Raw genomic sequence first — 14270 nt, 5'->3', positions numbered from 1 at the left:
GCCGAGGTGGCTTGACGAGCAATACACCAACCGTGCAGGATGGCTACATGCCCGAAACGGTTGCGGAGAAAATCCGCTCTCGCCTGCGAGTTCGCCTCGAACTCCCTCAGCCCGACGAACGTCGGGCGCTGCGTGAGGCCGCCGGACTGACCCAGGAAGACATCGCTGAAGCCCTCGGTGTCACCCGCGCGGCCGTCGGCCATTGGGAGACCGGGGCGCGGTCGCCTCGGGGTCGTCTGCTGACTGAGTACGTCGACGTCATCCGGGTCCTGCGGGAGTCCGCATGAGCGACCACCGAACCCTCAGCGACGTCTACAGCGATCGGCCGCTGACGAACGCCCAATGCCGCCGCATTGTCGCCCTGCTCGGCCTCGCCACAGTGCGCCAGCCCCGCAACGACGACAGCGCCGCGGGGGCAACCGCAGCGCCGTCTGTCGAGAGCCGCCCCTACCAGCACGCGAGCTGAAAACGCGAACGGCCGGGGGGCAACCCGGCCGACGCAGAAACGGAGTCTCACATGAAGCGTACGACCCTTTCCCAGCCCAGCACCAGCGCGGTCGCCGTACCCGCCATCGACTTCGCGCCGACCGGGAAGACCGCCTTCGCGGCCGAGCCGCACCACCGCGCCGACGAGCCCGGCGAGACCGCCCGCGAGCACAATGACCTCAAGGCCGTCACCGTCAAGATCGGATACGCCGAGCTCGACGACGGCAAGGGCCTGCGCGCCATCTGGTGGCCCGTCTCCGGCGTCGAGCACCGCATCGAAGCCGCGTACGACCCCCAGCACATCACCCTCGCGGACGCTGAGACCCGGCTCCGTGCCCAGCTCGCCGAGCGCGGCATGCGCGTGACCAAGTTCCTGAGCGAGGACGACGAGCAGCCCGAAATCGACCCGAAGGTGACCCACGCCCTCGCGCAGCTGGAGGTCAACAAGCAGGCCGCCCGCGACGCCGGCCGCTGGTCCCCCGACTGCGAGCGGGTCCTGACCGTCCTCGGCGAGATGTTCGTCGAGCAGAACGACGTCGACTCCGTCCTCGAAGCTGCCTTCCAGGGGCTCGTCAACGACCTCGCGGCGAAGAACAACCTGCGGCTGGTGCGGGTGAACGAGAGCGCCAACGACCAGCTGGCCGGCGAGATCGCCGTCTGGCGGGACTACGGGCTCGTCCTCGTGCCCCACAGCATGAAGGCGTCCGGCGTGCTGGACCAGCTCCGCGCCGCCCTCGATGAGTCCCGCGGATGACTGCCCGTGCCTGCTACGACCGTACTCATCTGGTCGCTGCGGCGGCCGGCCTGGGACGCCCGCACGGGCGCCGCTTCTACGGCAGACGACCTGCGTAGCCCCTACCGAATCCGCGGGAGCACCCCCAGTGCTCAACCCTCGCCGCCCGCGCGATTGGACAGAACGTTGACCGCAACACGGAGCAGGCCCCCGGAGACGGGCCCGGACGCCGGCAACCGCAGACCCGGCCAGTGGCCTGCGGAGCTGGACCGATACCGCGAGCAGTGGGCCCGCGAGCAAGGCCGCCGCGCCCTCGTCATCGACAGCATCCGAGCGCACCTCGCCGAACAGCCGAGCCCGCGCGCCATCCGGGCCGCGGCACGCAGATGGTGCACGCAGATCACCAACCTCGCCGACGACCTCGTCAAGGCCCAGAACAGCACGGAGAGCACCGAGTGACCGCCGAGCAACCGCCGCTGACCGCAGACCCGGAGACCATCCGGGCGTGGCTCACACGCCTCTACGCGGACAGCCCCGGCTACCTCAGCATGTGCTCCGATGCCGACAAGTTCGCCGGCCGCCGCTTCACCACCGACTCCGCGGGCATCGCCGCAGCCACCAGCTACGCCGTAACCCTCGACCGGCGCCGCCCCAAGGGCGTCTACGCGCAGGTGACGACCCTGGGGGAGAAGCCTGCCGAGGGGCGCGGGGGCGAGGGTCTGGCCTTCGGGCTCACTCACCTGTGGGCCGACGGTGACTTCGGCACGATCGGGCATAAGCCCGGCCCGGATGACCTGCCCGCACCTCCAGACCCGGAGTCCGTGGAGAAGGTCGTCACCGAGTCCGGTCTGCCGACGCCGTCCGGATGGGCCCACACCGGGGGCGGCTACAACCCTGTGTGGCTGCTCGCCAAGACCCTTCTTCTTCACACCGATGAGGACAGGGCCGCCGCGAAGGAGATCACGACGGGGTTGCAGGCTGTCCTCGCCGCGCAGGCGTACCGGTGCGGATGGTCGTGGGACAGCGAGGTCGGCAACCTCGATCGCCTCATGAAGATCCCCGGCACCGTCAACCGGAAGGAAGGGCTTGAGCGGGTGACCGCCATCGGGCCCGGCCACGGTGAGGTGTTCGACCTCGCGGACCTCCGGGCGGTCGTCACGGATCTCGTACCGGAAGCCCGGCAGACGCTGGCTCAGGCGGCGCGGGAGAAGCAGCAGCGGAAGGCACAGCGGACCGGCGTCGCACTGCCGCCGCCTCGCCGGGAGCGCGCTCCGCGGCCTCGGTCTGGTGATGGTCCGCTCGATGTCCTCGCCGACGTCTGGGAGTTCCGCGACGTCCTGGAGCCCGCCGGCTTCACGTACGTCGGGCAGAGCGGCGACGGCCGAGAGAAGTGGCTCCGGCCCACCTCTGGGGGCGACGCGCCCAGCAGCGAGTACAGCCTTCTCTGCGATGGCCACGTGGCCGTGAACTGGTCGGAGCGTTCAGACCTCCCGGTCGGCGCCCGGGCGGCCGGGCAGAAGCTCACCATCGGCACCCTGTACGCCCACCTCAGCTACGGCGGCGACGTAAGCGAGGCCGCGCGAGACATCATGCGGGCAGCCAGTGGGCGCACCGCTCACGGCCCGGCAGGACGGTTGCCCGCGCCCGTCCTCGCCGAGGTGAAGCGCCGGTGCTTGAAGGGCGACCAGGGTGCACGGGCGCCGCTCGCAGACAGCCCGTGGGACGGCCCTCAGGATGAACCCCCGGAGGACACCGGCGAGGAAACCACCGAGCCCGCAGACCGGCTTCCCGAAACGTTCTGGAACGCCACGGCCGTACTCCAGCAGATTCGACAGATGGCCCGTGCGCGCCGCGCCTCGCCCGACGCTGTCCTTCACGCGGTCCTCGCCCGCACTGCGGCTATGGCGGAGCCCACCGTCCGCGTGGACGGCGGCATTCAGCAGCCCGCGACCATCGGTTGGTACTGCGGGCTGTTCGGCCCGTCCGGAAGTGGCAAGGGCAACGCCGAGAACACCGCCGAGGAACTCACTCCCTTTCCCGCCGTCGACCTCGCATACATCGACATCTCCACCGGGCAGGGCCTGATCGCCGCGTACCTGGACCTCGACATCGACCCCGACGACCCCGACGGGAAGAAGAAGATCACCGTGCAGAAGAGGACCCGCGGCTACGCCCTCGCCACCGAGGGCAGCGTCCTCGACGCCATGGCGCAGATGTCCGCCGCCGCCACCCTGAACGGCGTTCTCTGCAAGGCGTGGATGAGTGAACGTCAGGGCACATCCAACGCCGAGATCGAGCGCCGCCGCGCCCTCCCCAAAGGCCGATACACGCTGTCCATGTCGCTCGGCGTACAGGAAGAGCCCGCGGCGAGGCTGCTGGAGATGGGGTCCATCGGCCTCCCGCAGCGCCTCGCGTGGGCTCACGCCACCCTGGGCCCCGACACCCCGGAGAAGAGGCCGGCCACCACCGGGCCGGTCACCGTCACTAAGCGGAACGGCGAGGATGTCCCCGTCACGACATGGGTGTCCGGGCTCCGCAACACCACCATTCCGGTACCCGAGCACGTCACGGACGAGCTTGACCAGCTGGCCTTGGCAATCTCGTTTGGCCGCGGCGCCGAAGCTCCGTTGGACACGCACGAGCCTCTGTGGCGAGTGAAGTGTGCCGCGCTGCTCGCCCTCTTGCACGGGCGCACCAAGGTCAAGACCGAGGACTGGGACATGGCCACCGTGATGTGGCAGACGTCCAGGAAGGTCCGCGACCGCGTCCAGGCCTCCGCTCAGAGGCGCACGCAGGCCGAGTTGGACGCGCGCCGTGCGGAGGCTGTCCTGACGGCCGCAGAGTCACAGGCGGCGGTGTACGAGGTCGTGAACGGAGTGCACCCGTCCGTCGTGAACGTCGCCAAACGCGCCCACCGCTACCTCACGCGTCACGACGGTGAGATCCCGGTGCGTGACGTGAACCGGAACTGCATCAAGAAGCCGGACCGCGACAAGTACCGGGCGTCCGGGGCGACGGACTCTCTTTGGTCGGCGGCGCTCCAGTACGGGTGCGAACAGGGCTGGCTGGCGCTACTGGCCGACGGCGCTCTTCTGTCCGCCGGTTCAGTCGCTCCGGAGCAGTCGTGACTACGGGGGGTGCTGTCGGACCGTCGGACCTGTCGGACCCAAAGGTCCGACAGCCCCTCTCACTAAACCCGGACATTAATAGACAAGTTGCTCTAGTTGAAAATCGCGGTACACGCGAACCCCCAGGTCACCCCGCGCCCAACTGTCGGACCTTCAGGGTCCGACGTTCAAAGGTCCGACACGACGCAGAGTCACGGACAGCGGAGCCTCGAAGCCTGACCCCCGCCACCACAAACCCCCTGCGCCGACCCGTGCAGTGACTACTGACTCGCCATTCAGTAACAGGCCCCGATGAGGACGATCCGACAGGAAGGAACCCAGGCCATGAACGTCGACGACGTGATCCGCGAACGCATCGAGGCCGCCCGTCGGAAGGCCGAGGCGGACAAGCAGCGCCGCGAGGAACTCGCCGCAGCCCGGACCGCCGGCCTCCCACACCGCCACGCCCGAAAGCTCTACAACCTCGCCCGCTCCGCAGCGAACGGAGACCCCATGCCCCGCACCCCTCGCGCCCTCTTCCGCGCCGCCGTCTGCCCCTCATGCCGCACCCAGCGAAACGCCAAGCGCGTCGCGACCGTCACCGTCGGCGGCACCGAGATGGACGTCGTCCGCTGCCCCATCAAGTCGTGCGAACTGACCTGGTGCCTCCACCCCGAACGGCCCCGTACAGCGGCCGCATAACCCCCTGGAACCCCCGTGACCACAACCATCCCCGAGGTAGCCGCGGCCGAGCTCATCACCGCCGGACAGACCCAGCTCCTCGTCATCGACTGCCCGCGCTGCAGCTGCACGCACCGCCACCTCGCCGCCGGCGAACGACGGGCCCCCTGCGGCGCCCGTTACAACCTCATCGACCGAAACCCCACGGAGCGAACCTCATGAGCATCGACGCCCCCACCACCCCCGACGACTACCGCGCCATCCACGAACGCGACCTCGGCATCTACCGCGACGTCCTCGACGACCTGCGCCACACCCTCAAAGGCGGCCTCGAAGGCATCGAGACCCTCGCGCAGACCCTCGCCCGCATCGTCCCCATGGCCGAGGAAACCCAGCGCAACCTGCGCCTACAGGGCGACTCGATCAACACGCACCTCCGGCAGCACGACGAGCCGGCCGTCGACACCCCCGACTGCCTCGCCGCACTCCTGGACTCCCTCAGCGACCGCGAGCGCCGCGTCTACGACGAAGCCCGCCTCGGAGCCACCCAGGCCGCGCGCGCCCTCGGCCGCCACGCCCAGCCCTGACACCCCGCACGACAGGAGAACACCATGCGCCCCGACGACCGCCCCTACGACCCGTCCACGGCCGCCGCGAACACCCTGCGCGATCTCGGCTACGTTCCCGGACCGCAGCCGATTCGGCAGCTGCGCCGGGTCGGCGGGGAGACCCTCGCAGACATCCGTCTGTCCACAGCTACCGAACCCGAAGCCAGCGACGCGACCGCCGAGGCGCATACGCGGCTCATCGAGGCCGCCGTCGCCGCGCTCGGCGTGCTCACCGAATCCGACCTCGACGAGATGGAGCAGCAGCACCTCGCCGCCGCGTTCGGCCTGAACGGGACGGGTGAGGCTTCATGACCATCTCGGGAAAGGCCACCCCTCATGACCTTCCGCGATGCGGTGCGCGGAAGCGGCAGGGGGAGGGGGTCTGTGCGAAGTCGGCGGGGTGGGGGACGTCTCACCCTGGTGAGGGTCGGTGTCGGCTGCATGGTGGCAGTACGAGGACTCAGACGGTTGCTGCTGAGCGGCAGCAGGTGGAGCGGCAGGCGCGCCAGTTGCTGGAGGAGTTGGGGGCGGCGAAGCCGGTGACGGATCCGGCTGGGGAGTTGCAGCGGGTGGCGGGCGAGATCGTCGCCATGAAGGACGCTGCTGCTCGGCTGGTGCAGGGCCTCACGTCGATGCGGTACGTCGGTGCCACCGGCGCAGAGCAGCTGCGGGCCGAGGTGGCCGTCTACGAACGGGCTTTGGACCGTGCGGCCAAGGTGTTGGCCGAGATGGTCAAGCTCGGGCTGGAGGCGCGGCAGGTGGGCCTTGCCGAGGCTCAGGGTGCTCTGATCGCTCAGGCGATTCGGGCGATCCTCGGTGAGTTGCGGCTGACTCCGGAGCAGCAGGCGCTCGTGCCTGACGTTGTGCCGCGGCACCTGCGGGCGCTGTCGGCGGCGGATGGCGGGGAGCGGGAGGCTGGGGCGTGACGGTGGTGTGCAGGCGGTGCAGGCGTCCGCTGTCGTCTCGGGAGGCGGTGGCGGCGGGGATCGGTGCGCGGTGTGCGCTGCGCGCCTTCGCGGAGGCTCTCGGCGGGCGCTGTGGTGGTGGGGGTGTGCCGTCGGCGGCACAGACGGCGGTGGCTCTGGTGACGGCCTTCCACGAGCGCGAGGACGCCACGGTCCGCGATCTGCTGGACGAGGCGGATCTGCGGGACGTGGCGGGTCTGCTCGCTGCGGCAACGGCGTTGTACCTGCAGGCGCAGCCGGACGGGCCGGAGTGGTTGCGCCGGGCCGGCCTCGCCGCGGCGGAGGGGGCGCGCTGATGGCTGTGGCGGTGCACGGGAACGCGCTGGTCCTGGACGGCGCGGATTGTCTGTACCTGGTGGGACCGCTCGCCCGCTACATCAAGGAGCAGGCCCGGCGGGACGGCGGTGTTCCGCCACGGTTGCGGGCGATTGCCGAGAACGTCGCGATCACGGCACGTGCCTACCAGGAAGGGACTTTGCAGGGTTCCGATGCCGGAACCGATGCGTTCCGGGATGAGGTTTCTGGCGCACCGTGTGCCGCGTCAGTCACATGGCTGACCGTCGAGCAAACAGCACACCTGCTGGGCTGCTCCACCGGACTCGTGCGGAGACTGCTGCGCCAGAGGGAACTGATCGGTTCCAGAGCGGGCGGTAAAGGCGCGTGGCGTGTGGACGGCGCATCGGTTGTGGAACGGCTCGGCGAACGACGGACGGAAGCCGCATGAGCCATGGTTGCCGCAGTTCCTCAGCAGATGGCCGAGAAGTACGGCCAGTGGGCTGACAAGATCCCGGCCGATGTTCTGGCCGACCTCACCGAGGCGCAGGTCCACGGTCGTCTGCGTAAGGCGCAGGCCCGTTGGGAGACCGCAGCTGGTGAGGGCGGCGACGGGAACCTGACGAAGGCGCTCACGGAGGCGGGCGAGATCCTCGCCGCGCCGGCGCCTGGCGCGAAGGCTAAGACTCCGTCCGCCCTGAAGTCCGTGGGTGTCACGGGCGAGGACATGGCGCGGCTCGGCCCCTGGGTCTCTCGCATCCCCGACGACGTCCTGCTCAAGATGGACCGCCCGTCGGTCGTGGAGCGCGCCGAGGTGGCCGCCGCCGAGTACGCCCGTACTGCCGATATGGCGGCCGCGGACCGGATCCTGTCTGCTCCGGCGCACGTCGTGGCCAGTGCGCCGATGACGAAGGCCGCCCGCGCCGCGTCGGTGCGTGGCGTGCGGGAAGACCTGGCGCGTGAGTACGGCGAGTGGATCGCGAAGGTACCGGACGAGGTCCTCGTGAAGCTGGATGCGGCGGAGCTGGTGGACCGCTGCGAGTACGCGCGGGGCCTCGAGGCGCGCGGCAAGGCGGACCCGACTCCGGGCATGATCCACGGCTACTACGACCGGGCGCGGATGGTGCTGAAGTCGCTGCCGCGGGCCGAGGTTGAGGCGGAGGCGGCGCGGCTGGAGAAGTCGGCGCGGATCGCCGACGAGCCGCAGTTGGCCCGCGGGTACGCGGACCGTGCTCGGCATCTGCGTGACGACAACCCGCAGGCACCTGCCGTGGCGCGCCCGGCGTGGCTGGGCAAGGCGGTGCAGCCACCGGAGCCCGTAGCGGTTCCTCGGGTCCTGCACAAGGCGCAGGGCGCCGCGAAGGCCCCCAAGCCCGTCCAGAAGCCGCCCGTGAAGCGGCGCCAGGCCTCGATGTCGAAGGCGGACGCGACGCGGGTCGGTGCGGGGCTCGGTGCCCTTGAGGCGGCCCTGCTGCTGCTCCGGAAGCACCCCGACCTGAACAAGGCGGACGACCGGACTCAGAACGTCGTCGACGAGCTGCTTGACGCGGCCGGCGACCTTCTCTGACCTCTCAGCTCCGGCCGGCGTGATGGCCCGGCCGGTGCCCGACCAATGCGCGCCCTGGTCCTCCAGTCCCGGGGCCTCGTACGTCGGGCAGCCCGGGGCCGGTGGGTCCGTTCCCTGCCGGCCCCGGGCCTCAATCCATCGACTGACTTCCTGCCCCGCCGTCACCCGCTGGTCGACGGGCCTGCGGTGGGGCGCTGCCCGTTCGGAGCCGGGCTTCCGTGACTGCCAGAAACGAGTTCAGCCCATGGCAACGATCGTTCGAGGGGCGGCACTTGTAGCCGTGACCTGCGGCGTTATCCAGCCGAGCATCCTGACGGTACGGGGGGTGTGCCGTGGCTGAGGGTGCGCTGCTGCCGCCCGTGATCGTGCGCCTGATGGGCGACATGACGCAGCTGCGCGGGACGCTGCGCGAGGCCCGGGGGCAGATGGCTGGCACTGCGGGGAGTATGCGCCAGGCCGGGGCGACCGCGTTCGCCGGGGCGGCGAAGATGGGCCGCTCGGTATCGTTGATCGGCGTAGGGGTGGCGGCCGCGTCGGTGAAGATGGCCGGCGACTTCCAGGCGCAGACGATGGTGCTGCACACGGCAGCAGGGGAGTCCCTGAGGGGCCTGGAAACGGTCCGCAAGGGCATTCTCAACATTTCTGCAGGCACCGGCACGGGCATCCAGAACCTGACCGACGGCATGTACCAGATCGAGAAGGCCGGGTACCGAGGGGCCGACGGCCTGAAAGTACTGCAGGCGGCCGCGCAAGGCGCGAAGGAAGAGAACGCGTCGCTGGACTCGGTCACCAACGCGATGACCAGCGTCATGGCGTCGTATCACCTCAAGGCCAGCGACTCCGTTCGTGTCATGAACGGCATGAAGACGGCTGCTGGTGAAGGCAAGATGACCATGGAGCAGTTCGCTTCATCGCTGTCGACGGTCCTGCCGATCGCGTCCGCCAACAAGATCTCCTTCGAGGAAGTCGGCGGCGCGCTCGCCACGCTCACCCAGCACGGCACCAGCGCCCGCGAGGGCACCCAGGAACTCGCCTCCACTATCCGCTCCCTTGCCGCGCCGAACAACGTCGCCATCCAGGAGATGCAGCGCCTCGGCCTGTCCTCCACGGACGTGTCGACCCACCTTGGCAAGCGAGGCCTGACCGGCACCCTCGACCTGCTCTCCCAGACGGTCCTGACGAAGATGGGGCACTCGGGAACCGTCCTGCTCAGCGCGTTCAACAACACCAAGCAGGCATCGGCGAACGCCAACCAGATGCTCGGCCTGATGGACCCACAGGTACGGAAGGTCGCGCAGTCGTACGCCAAGGGCTCCATCAGCCTCGGGGACTGGCGGAAGGCGATGAAGGGAATGCCGGCGGACCAGGCGAATCTCGCCGGTCAGTTCGGCACGTTCATCAACAAGACCCACGGGTTCAGCGACGCCCTGAAGAAGGGCGGCCCGGCGGCCCAGACCTATACCGACGCGATCAAGAAGATGGCCGGTGGCGCCATCGGGCTGAACACAACGCTCCAGCTCACGGGCGAGAACACGGACGGTTTCAAGGAGCGGGTCAAGAAGGTCGGGGACTCGTTCCACCACTCCAGCAAGGATGTTGAGGGCTGGAAGGAGACTTCCAAGCAGCTCAACACCCAGATCGCGCAGGCCAAGGCGAAGGTCCACGTCTTGGCGATCGAGATCGGCTCCAAGCTGATCCCGGTCGTATCTGCCGTGATCGGCTTCTTCGCGAAGCACAAGGACGTGACCGTCGCCCTCGCCTCGGTCATCGGCGGGGTGCTCGCCCTCTCGGTCGTGGCCTACGCAGCCAAGCTGACCATGAGCGCGGGCAAGGCTGTTCTGGGGTTCGGGAAGATGGGTGTCGGTGCCGCGAAAGCGGCCGGCCGCGTTGTGCAGGGCTTCCGTTCCGCGCAGGTCGCCGGGTCGGCGTTCTCCGGGAAAGCGGGCTCGTTCGGGGGAGCCCTGCGCAAGGGCTTCGACGGAGCAGTGAAGGCCGCGAAGACGGCCGGCGGCGCGGTAGGGGATTTCGCCAAGTCGGTGGGCAAGGTGTCGACGGCCGCGGGCAAGACGGCGTGGACGACTCTCGTCAAGGGCATCAAGGGTGTCGGCGGGGCGATGAAGACGGCCGCGTTGAACGCGGCGGGGCTGGTGCGGTCGATGGCTGCGGCAACGCTGGCTGCGGCGCGTTCCGCTATCGCGTGGACGGCAGAGAAGCTGGCCCTGATCGGCAGTGCCATCGCGGAGAAGGCCGCTGCGATCGGGCAGTGGGCCCTGAACGTCGCGATGGACGCCAACCCGATCATGATCGTGGTGCTGGCGGTCGTTGCGCTCGTCGGCGCCGTGATCTACGCCTACAACCACTTCGCGTGGTTCCGCAACGGCGTGAAGGCTGCCTGGTCCGCGATCGTGGGCGCGGCGAAGGCCGCGTGGGACTGGCTGAAGCGAGCCTTCTCGAGCATCGTCGACGGCCTCGTCTGGGCCTATCACGGCATGGTCAACACGGGAAAGTCCGTGTTCAGTTGGGTGAGGGCGCTCCCGGGGCGGATCATCAGCTTCTTGGCGGGGCTCGGGGGGAAGCTGGCCTCGCAGGCCAGTAAGGCTTGGTCGTCGTTCAAGTCGTCTGTCGTCTCGAAAGCCTCCGAGGCGATCACCTGGGTCAAGGGTGTTCCCGGCAAGGTGAAGGGCGCCCTGGGGAATTTGGGCAGTTTGCTGCTCAGCGCGGGCAAGTCGCTGATCTCCGGGTTCATCTCTGGCATCAAGGCAAAGGTCGGCGAGGCGTACGACGCGGCCAAGGGTGTCGTCTCGAAGATCGCCGGACTGTTCCCGCACAGCCCCGCGAAAGAGGGCCCGTTCTCCGGCCGCGGGTGGACGCTGCACTCCGGCCACGCCCTCATGGACGGCCTCGCGGAAGGCATCACAGCGGGCGCACCGCGCGCGGTGACCACGATGCGGGGTGCCGCGCAAGCGACCGCCGACGCGTTCGCGAAGACGCTCGGTATCTCGTCGCCCTCGAAGGTGTTCAGGTCGCTGGGCATCTACGTCAACGAGGGCCTGGTCGACGGCCTCACGGCGTCGACGGCTCGGGTGAAGGCGGCGACGCGCAGGATCGAGACCCTCCTCATCCAGACCTACAACAAGGTCGCGGACCTCAAGGGGTCGAAGGGCGTCTCCAACAAGTGGGTCAAGAGCCACGAGGCGACGATCAAGCATCTGGAGGCGTATGCGAAGCGCGAGGACAAGGCGCTCCGCAGCCTCGCGGCAAAGCGTGACTCCGTCGCGACGAAGCTGAAGGCCGCGCAGAAGAACCTCGCCGCGTTGCAGAAGTCCTGGTCCGACGAGGTCAAGTCCGTGGCGCAGGGCGTCATGCAGGGTTTCTCCATCGTCACCGAGGCACCCCAGGAGGGCTTCGCGCTGAGCGCGCAGGACGTCGTCAACAAGATGCGCGACCAGATGGCCAAGGCGGTCCAGTTCGCGGCCCAGCTGCGCGCATTGCAGAAGAAGGGGCTCAGCTCGGACCTGATCGCTCAGATCGCCGCCGCGGGCGTCGACCAGGGCGGGGCGACAGCGACCGCTTTGGCCGGGGCGTCGAAGGGCCAGATCGCAGAGATCAACAAGCTGCAGAAGACGACGCAGGGCGCAGCGAACAGCGCGGGCAAAGCGGTCGCGGACTCGATGTACGGGGCCGGGATCAAGTCCGCACAAGGCCTGGTCAAGGGCCTGCAGTCGCAGCAAAAGGCGATCGAGAAGCAGATGATGAAGATCGCCACGGCCATGCAGAAGGCCATCAAACGCGCGCTCGGGATCAAGAGCCCGTCGACGGTGTTCGCGGCGATCGGCCAGTGGATTCCCCGCGGTCTCGCCGCAGGTGTTGCTGGCGGCGCGCACCACGCCACCACGGCCGTAAATCGGCTGGCCACTTCGGTGGCAGGCGCGGGCGAGTTCAGCGGCTCCGGACTCGCTCTCGCGGGCGGCGGGGGCCCCGTAGTGCATCAGCAGAACACGCTGCACGTCACGGTGGAGGGCCAGGTGCTGACTGAGCGGAAGCTGCGGGATGTGGTCGAGAGGTCGATGCTGCAGCTCGGCATGCGTAACCCGCAGACGTACCAGCAGTACAAGCGCTGACGGACCGTAGGAACGAGGGCGCCGCGGGGGACAGGGGTAGCGGCGCCGCAGCCGAGAGAAGAGACCCAGCATGACCATGTACGTCTACACCGCAGGTTTCGAGACGGTCTACACCAGCATCCCGCTCACCGCAGGCCCCCAGCGCGGCGCAGGCGGCACGCCCACAGTGTGGGACTGGCCCACCGCTCCGGCCGACGGGCGTTGGGTAGCCACCGCCTCGGCGGTCAACCAGACCGCCGACAATGGCGGTATCCCTGGCCCGGTCTCGTCCACGCTCGTTGCCACGGGCGACGCGATCCTGTCCGGACACGGCGACCCGCCAGTCAAGTTGGGGCGGGACGGCGAGTACTGGCTCGACATCGACAGCGAAACTCTGTGGGGGCCGCGGCTGAACGGGCAGTGGCCCTCAACCGGCGTCCCCCTCGCGAGCAGCGTGTCCACGTCGGGCGGGACCGTCACAGGCAGCCTCGTCGTCGACCGTTACGGCGCTCCCGCCGGCTATCCCATCGGCGTTGCCGGTGCTGGCCAAAGCTTCAGCGTGCTGAGCAGCTATGCGGGAGGTGACGACGACGGCACGGGCACCGATTCGACGGGCCGTATCAACCTGTACTCGTATCAGCGTGCGAACGTCGGGTCTTTTGGCGAGAACATCCGTAACTTCGCGATGCGAAGCGACGCAAAGACGATGCAGGCGTTCTACATACCGGTCCAGACCTCCACCAAGAAAAGCGGCTACGACGCGGGCACGCGCGACCCGCTCGCTTCGGGCGTCGGCTGGAAGCCGGTGGTGTGGCAGGGCGCCCACTTCGAGGCCAACGATCACGGCTCGATCCACGGACATTGGGAACTGGAGATCGCCGACTCCAGCGGCGCCCTCCAGGGCCGACTGGAGATCCCGTTCATCGACCAGGCCGTGGACGGGACCAAGGCCGTCGACAATGCCCCCATCGGCGTCGACTGGACGAACATCCGCACCAACCTGGCCGACTTCTCGGTACGGGCCCAGAACATCACCAGCGGCACCTACTCGGGCCAGAACACCGCACTCCGCGTCGGTGGCAACAACGCAGTGAACAAGGACATCCTGCTGTCAATCAGCTCGGACATGTCCAACTCCGGCCGCCGCTGGGGCATCCGAGCCAACAGCACGACGGAGAGCGGATCGAACGCCGGCACAGACTTCCAGGTGCGCCGCTACGACGACACCGGCACCTTGCTGGACACTTCGATCCACATCGAACGATCCACCGGCCGGATCGGCATGGGCGGCGTCACCACGCCGACCGCCGGGCTGCATCTCCAGCGCGCTACCGGGCAGGTTCTGTACCTCGATGCCCAGGCCACCACGCAGTCGGCCGTCCTCGTCAACGGTGTGGATACCACCGTCAAGGCGCTGCAGGTCCAAGTCACCGGCGACACCCAGAAGCGGTTCCAGGTCCTCGTCGACGGCACCATGTCCTGGTCCACCGGCGCGCTCGCCTCGGACACCAACTTCTACCGGGCCGCCGCCGGCCGCCTGAAGACCGACACCGCGCTCCACGCCGGCACGAACGTCCTCGTGAACACCACCTCGACCGGGGGCGGCGTCGGCGTCCTCGGCGTGGCCAACGTGACCACGCTGCCCACCGGCACCCCGTCCGCTGGGGGCGTCGTGTACGTCGAGGCGGGCGCGCTGAAGTACAAGGGCTCGTCCGGCACCGTCACCGTCCTCGCACCGGCCTGAGAGGGG

15 protein-coding genes are annotated in these 14270 nt (G+C 69.0%); all 15 read left to right on the top strand.

The window, feature by feature from the left end:
- Nucleotides 1-11: 11 nt before the first annotated feature.
- The 15 genes from OG798_RS20565 to OG798_RS20495 all read left to right on the top strand — a co-directional run bounded on the left by OG798_RS20565 (nt 12) and on the right by OG798_RS20495 (nt 14264).
- Entirely contained in the window at nt 12-287 is a 276-nt protein-coding gene (locus OG798_RS20565) for a helix-turn-helix transcriptional regulator (RefSeq protein ID WP_328757491.1), read from the top strand.
- A complete protein-coding gene (locus OG798_RS20560) occupies nt 284-466 on the top strand; it encodes a hypothetical protein (RefSeq protein ID WP_328757490.1) in 183 nt (60 codons plus the stop codon). Before OG798_RS20565 ends, OG798_RS20560 begins: the two co-directional genes overlap by 4 nt.
- Nucleotides 467-517: 51 nt before the next feature.
- Complete coding sequence (locus tag OG798_RS20555) at nt 518-1240, top strand: hypothetical protein (RefSeq protein ID WP_328757489.1); 723 nt, start codon at nt 518-520, stop codon at nt 1238-1240.
- A 165-nt stretch (nt 1241-1405) separates the two neighbouring features.
- Entirely contained in the window at nt 1406-1678 is a 273-nt protein-coding gene (locus tag OG798_RS20550) for a hypothetical protein (protein ID WP_328757488.1), read from the top strand.
- On the top strand, nt 1675-4347 hold the full coding sequence (locus OG798_RS20545) for a hypothetical protein (RefSeq protein WP_328757486.1): 2673 nt from the start codon (nt 1675-1677) through the stop codon (nt 4345-4347). The genes OG798_RS20550 and OG798_RS20545 overlap by 4 nt, the downstream gene beginning before the upstream one ends.
- Nucleotides 4348-4671: 324 nt before the next feature.
- Nucleotides 4672-5028 carry a hypothetical protein gene (locus tag OG798_RS20540; RefSeq protein WP_328757485.1) on the top strand — a complete coding sequence of 119 codons (357 nt, stop codon included), beginning with the start codon at nt 4672-4674 and terminating at the stop codon, nt 5026-5028.
- A gap of 15 nt (nt 5029-5043) precedes the next feature.
- Nucleotides 5044-5229 (top strand): hypothetical protein, encoded by a 186-nt coding sequence (locus OG798_RS20535; RefSeq protein ID WP_328757484.1) that lies wholly within the window; start codon nt 5044-5046, stop codon nt 5227-5229.
- Nucleotides 5226-5594, top strand: a complete 369-nt coding sequence (locus tag OG798_RS20530) for a hypothetical protein (protein WP_328757483.1) — start codon at nt 5226-5228, stop codon at nt 5592-5594. Before OG798_RS20535 ends, OG798_RS20530 begins: the two co-directional genes overlap by 4 nt.
- Nucleotides 5595-5618: 24 nt before the next feature.
- Nucleotides 5619-5927 (top strand): hypothetical protein, encoded by a 309-nt coding sequence (locus OG798_RS20525; protein ID WP_328757482.1) that lies wholly within the window; start codon nt 5619-5621, stop codon nt 5925-5927.
- A 176-nt stretch (nt 5928-6103) separates the two neighbouring features.
- The gene (locus tag OG798_RS20520) at nt 6104-6541 is read left to right on the top strand and encodes a hypothetical protein (protein WP_328757480.1); all 438 of its coding nucleotides are present in this window, start codon (nt 6104-6106) and stop codon (nt 6539-6541) included.
- Between the two features lie 47 nt (nt 6542-6588).
- On the top strand, nt 6589-6876 hold the full coding sequence (locus OG798_RS20515; protein ID WP_328757479.1) for a hypothetical protein: 288 nt from the start codon (nt 6589-6591) through the stop codon (nt 6874-6876).
- Nucleotides 6876-7304 carry a helix-turn-helix domain-containing protein gene (locus tag OG798_RS20510; RefSeq protein ID WP_328757478.1) on the top strand — a complete coding sequence of 143 codons (429 nt, stop codon included), beginning with the start codon at nt 6876-6878 and terminating at the stop codon, nt 7302-7304. Before OG798_RS20515 ends, OG798_RS20510 begins: the two co-directional genes overlap by 1 nt.
- Nucleotides 7305-7307: 3 nt before the next feature.
- Complete coding sequence (locus OG798_RS20505) at nt 7308-8420, top strand: hypothetical protein (protein WP_328757476.1); 1113 nt, start codon at nt 7308-7310, stop codon at nt 8418-8420.
- A 332-nt stretch (nt 8421-8752) separates the two neighbouring features.
- On the top strand, nt 8753-12541 hold the full coding sequence (locus OG798_RS20500) for a phage tail tape measure protein (RefSeq protein WP_328757474.1): 3789 nt from the start codon (nt 8753-8755) through the stop codon (nt 12539-12541).
- 70 nt (nt 12542-12611) lie between these two features.
- On the top strand, nt 12612-14264 hold the full coding sequence (locus OG798_RS20495; protein WP_328757472.1) for a hypothetical protein: 1653 nt from the start codon (nt 12612-12614) through the stop codon (nt 14262-14264).
- Nucleotides 14265-14270: the final 6 nt, after the last annotated feature.

The organism is Streptomyces sp. NBC_00271 (assembly GCF_036178845.1).
Lineage (GTDB): Bacteria > Actinomycetota > Actinomycetes > Streptomycetales > Streptomycetaceae > Streptomyces.
This window is presented reverse-complemented; position numbering and strand designations above follow the sequence as displayed.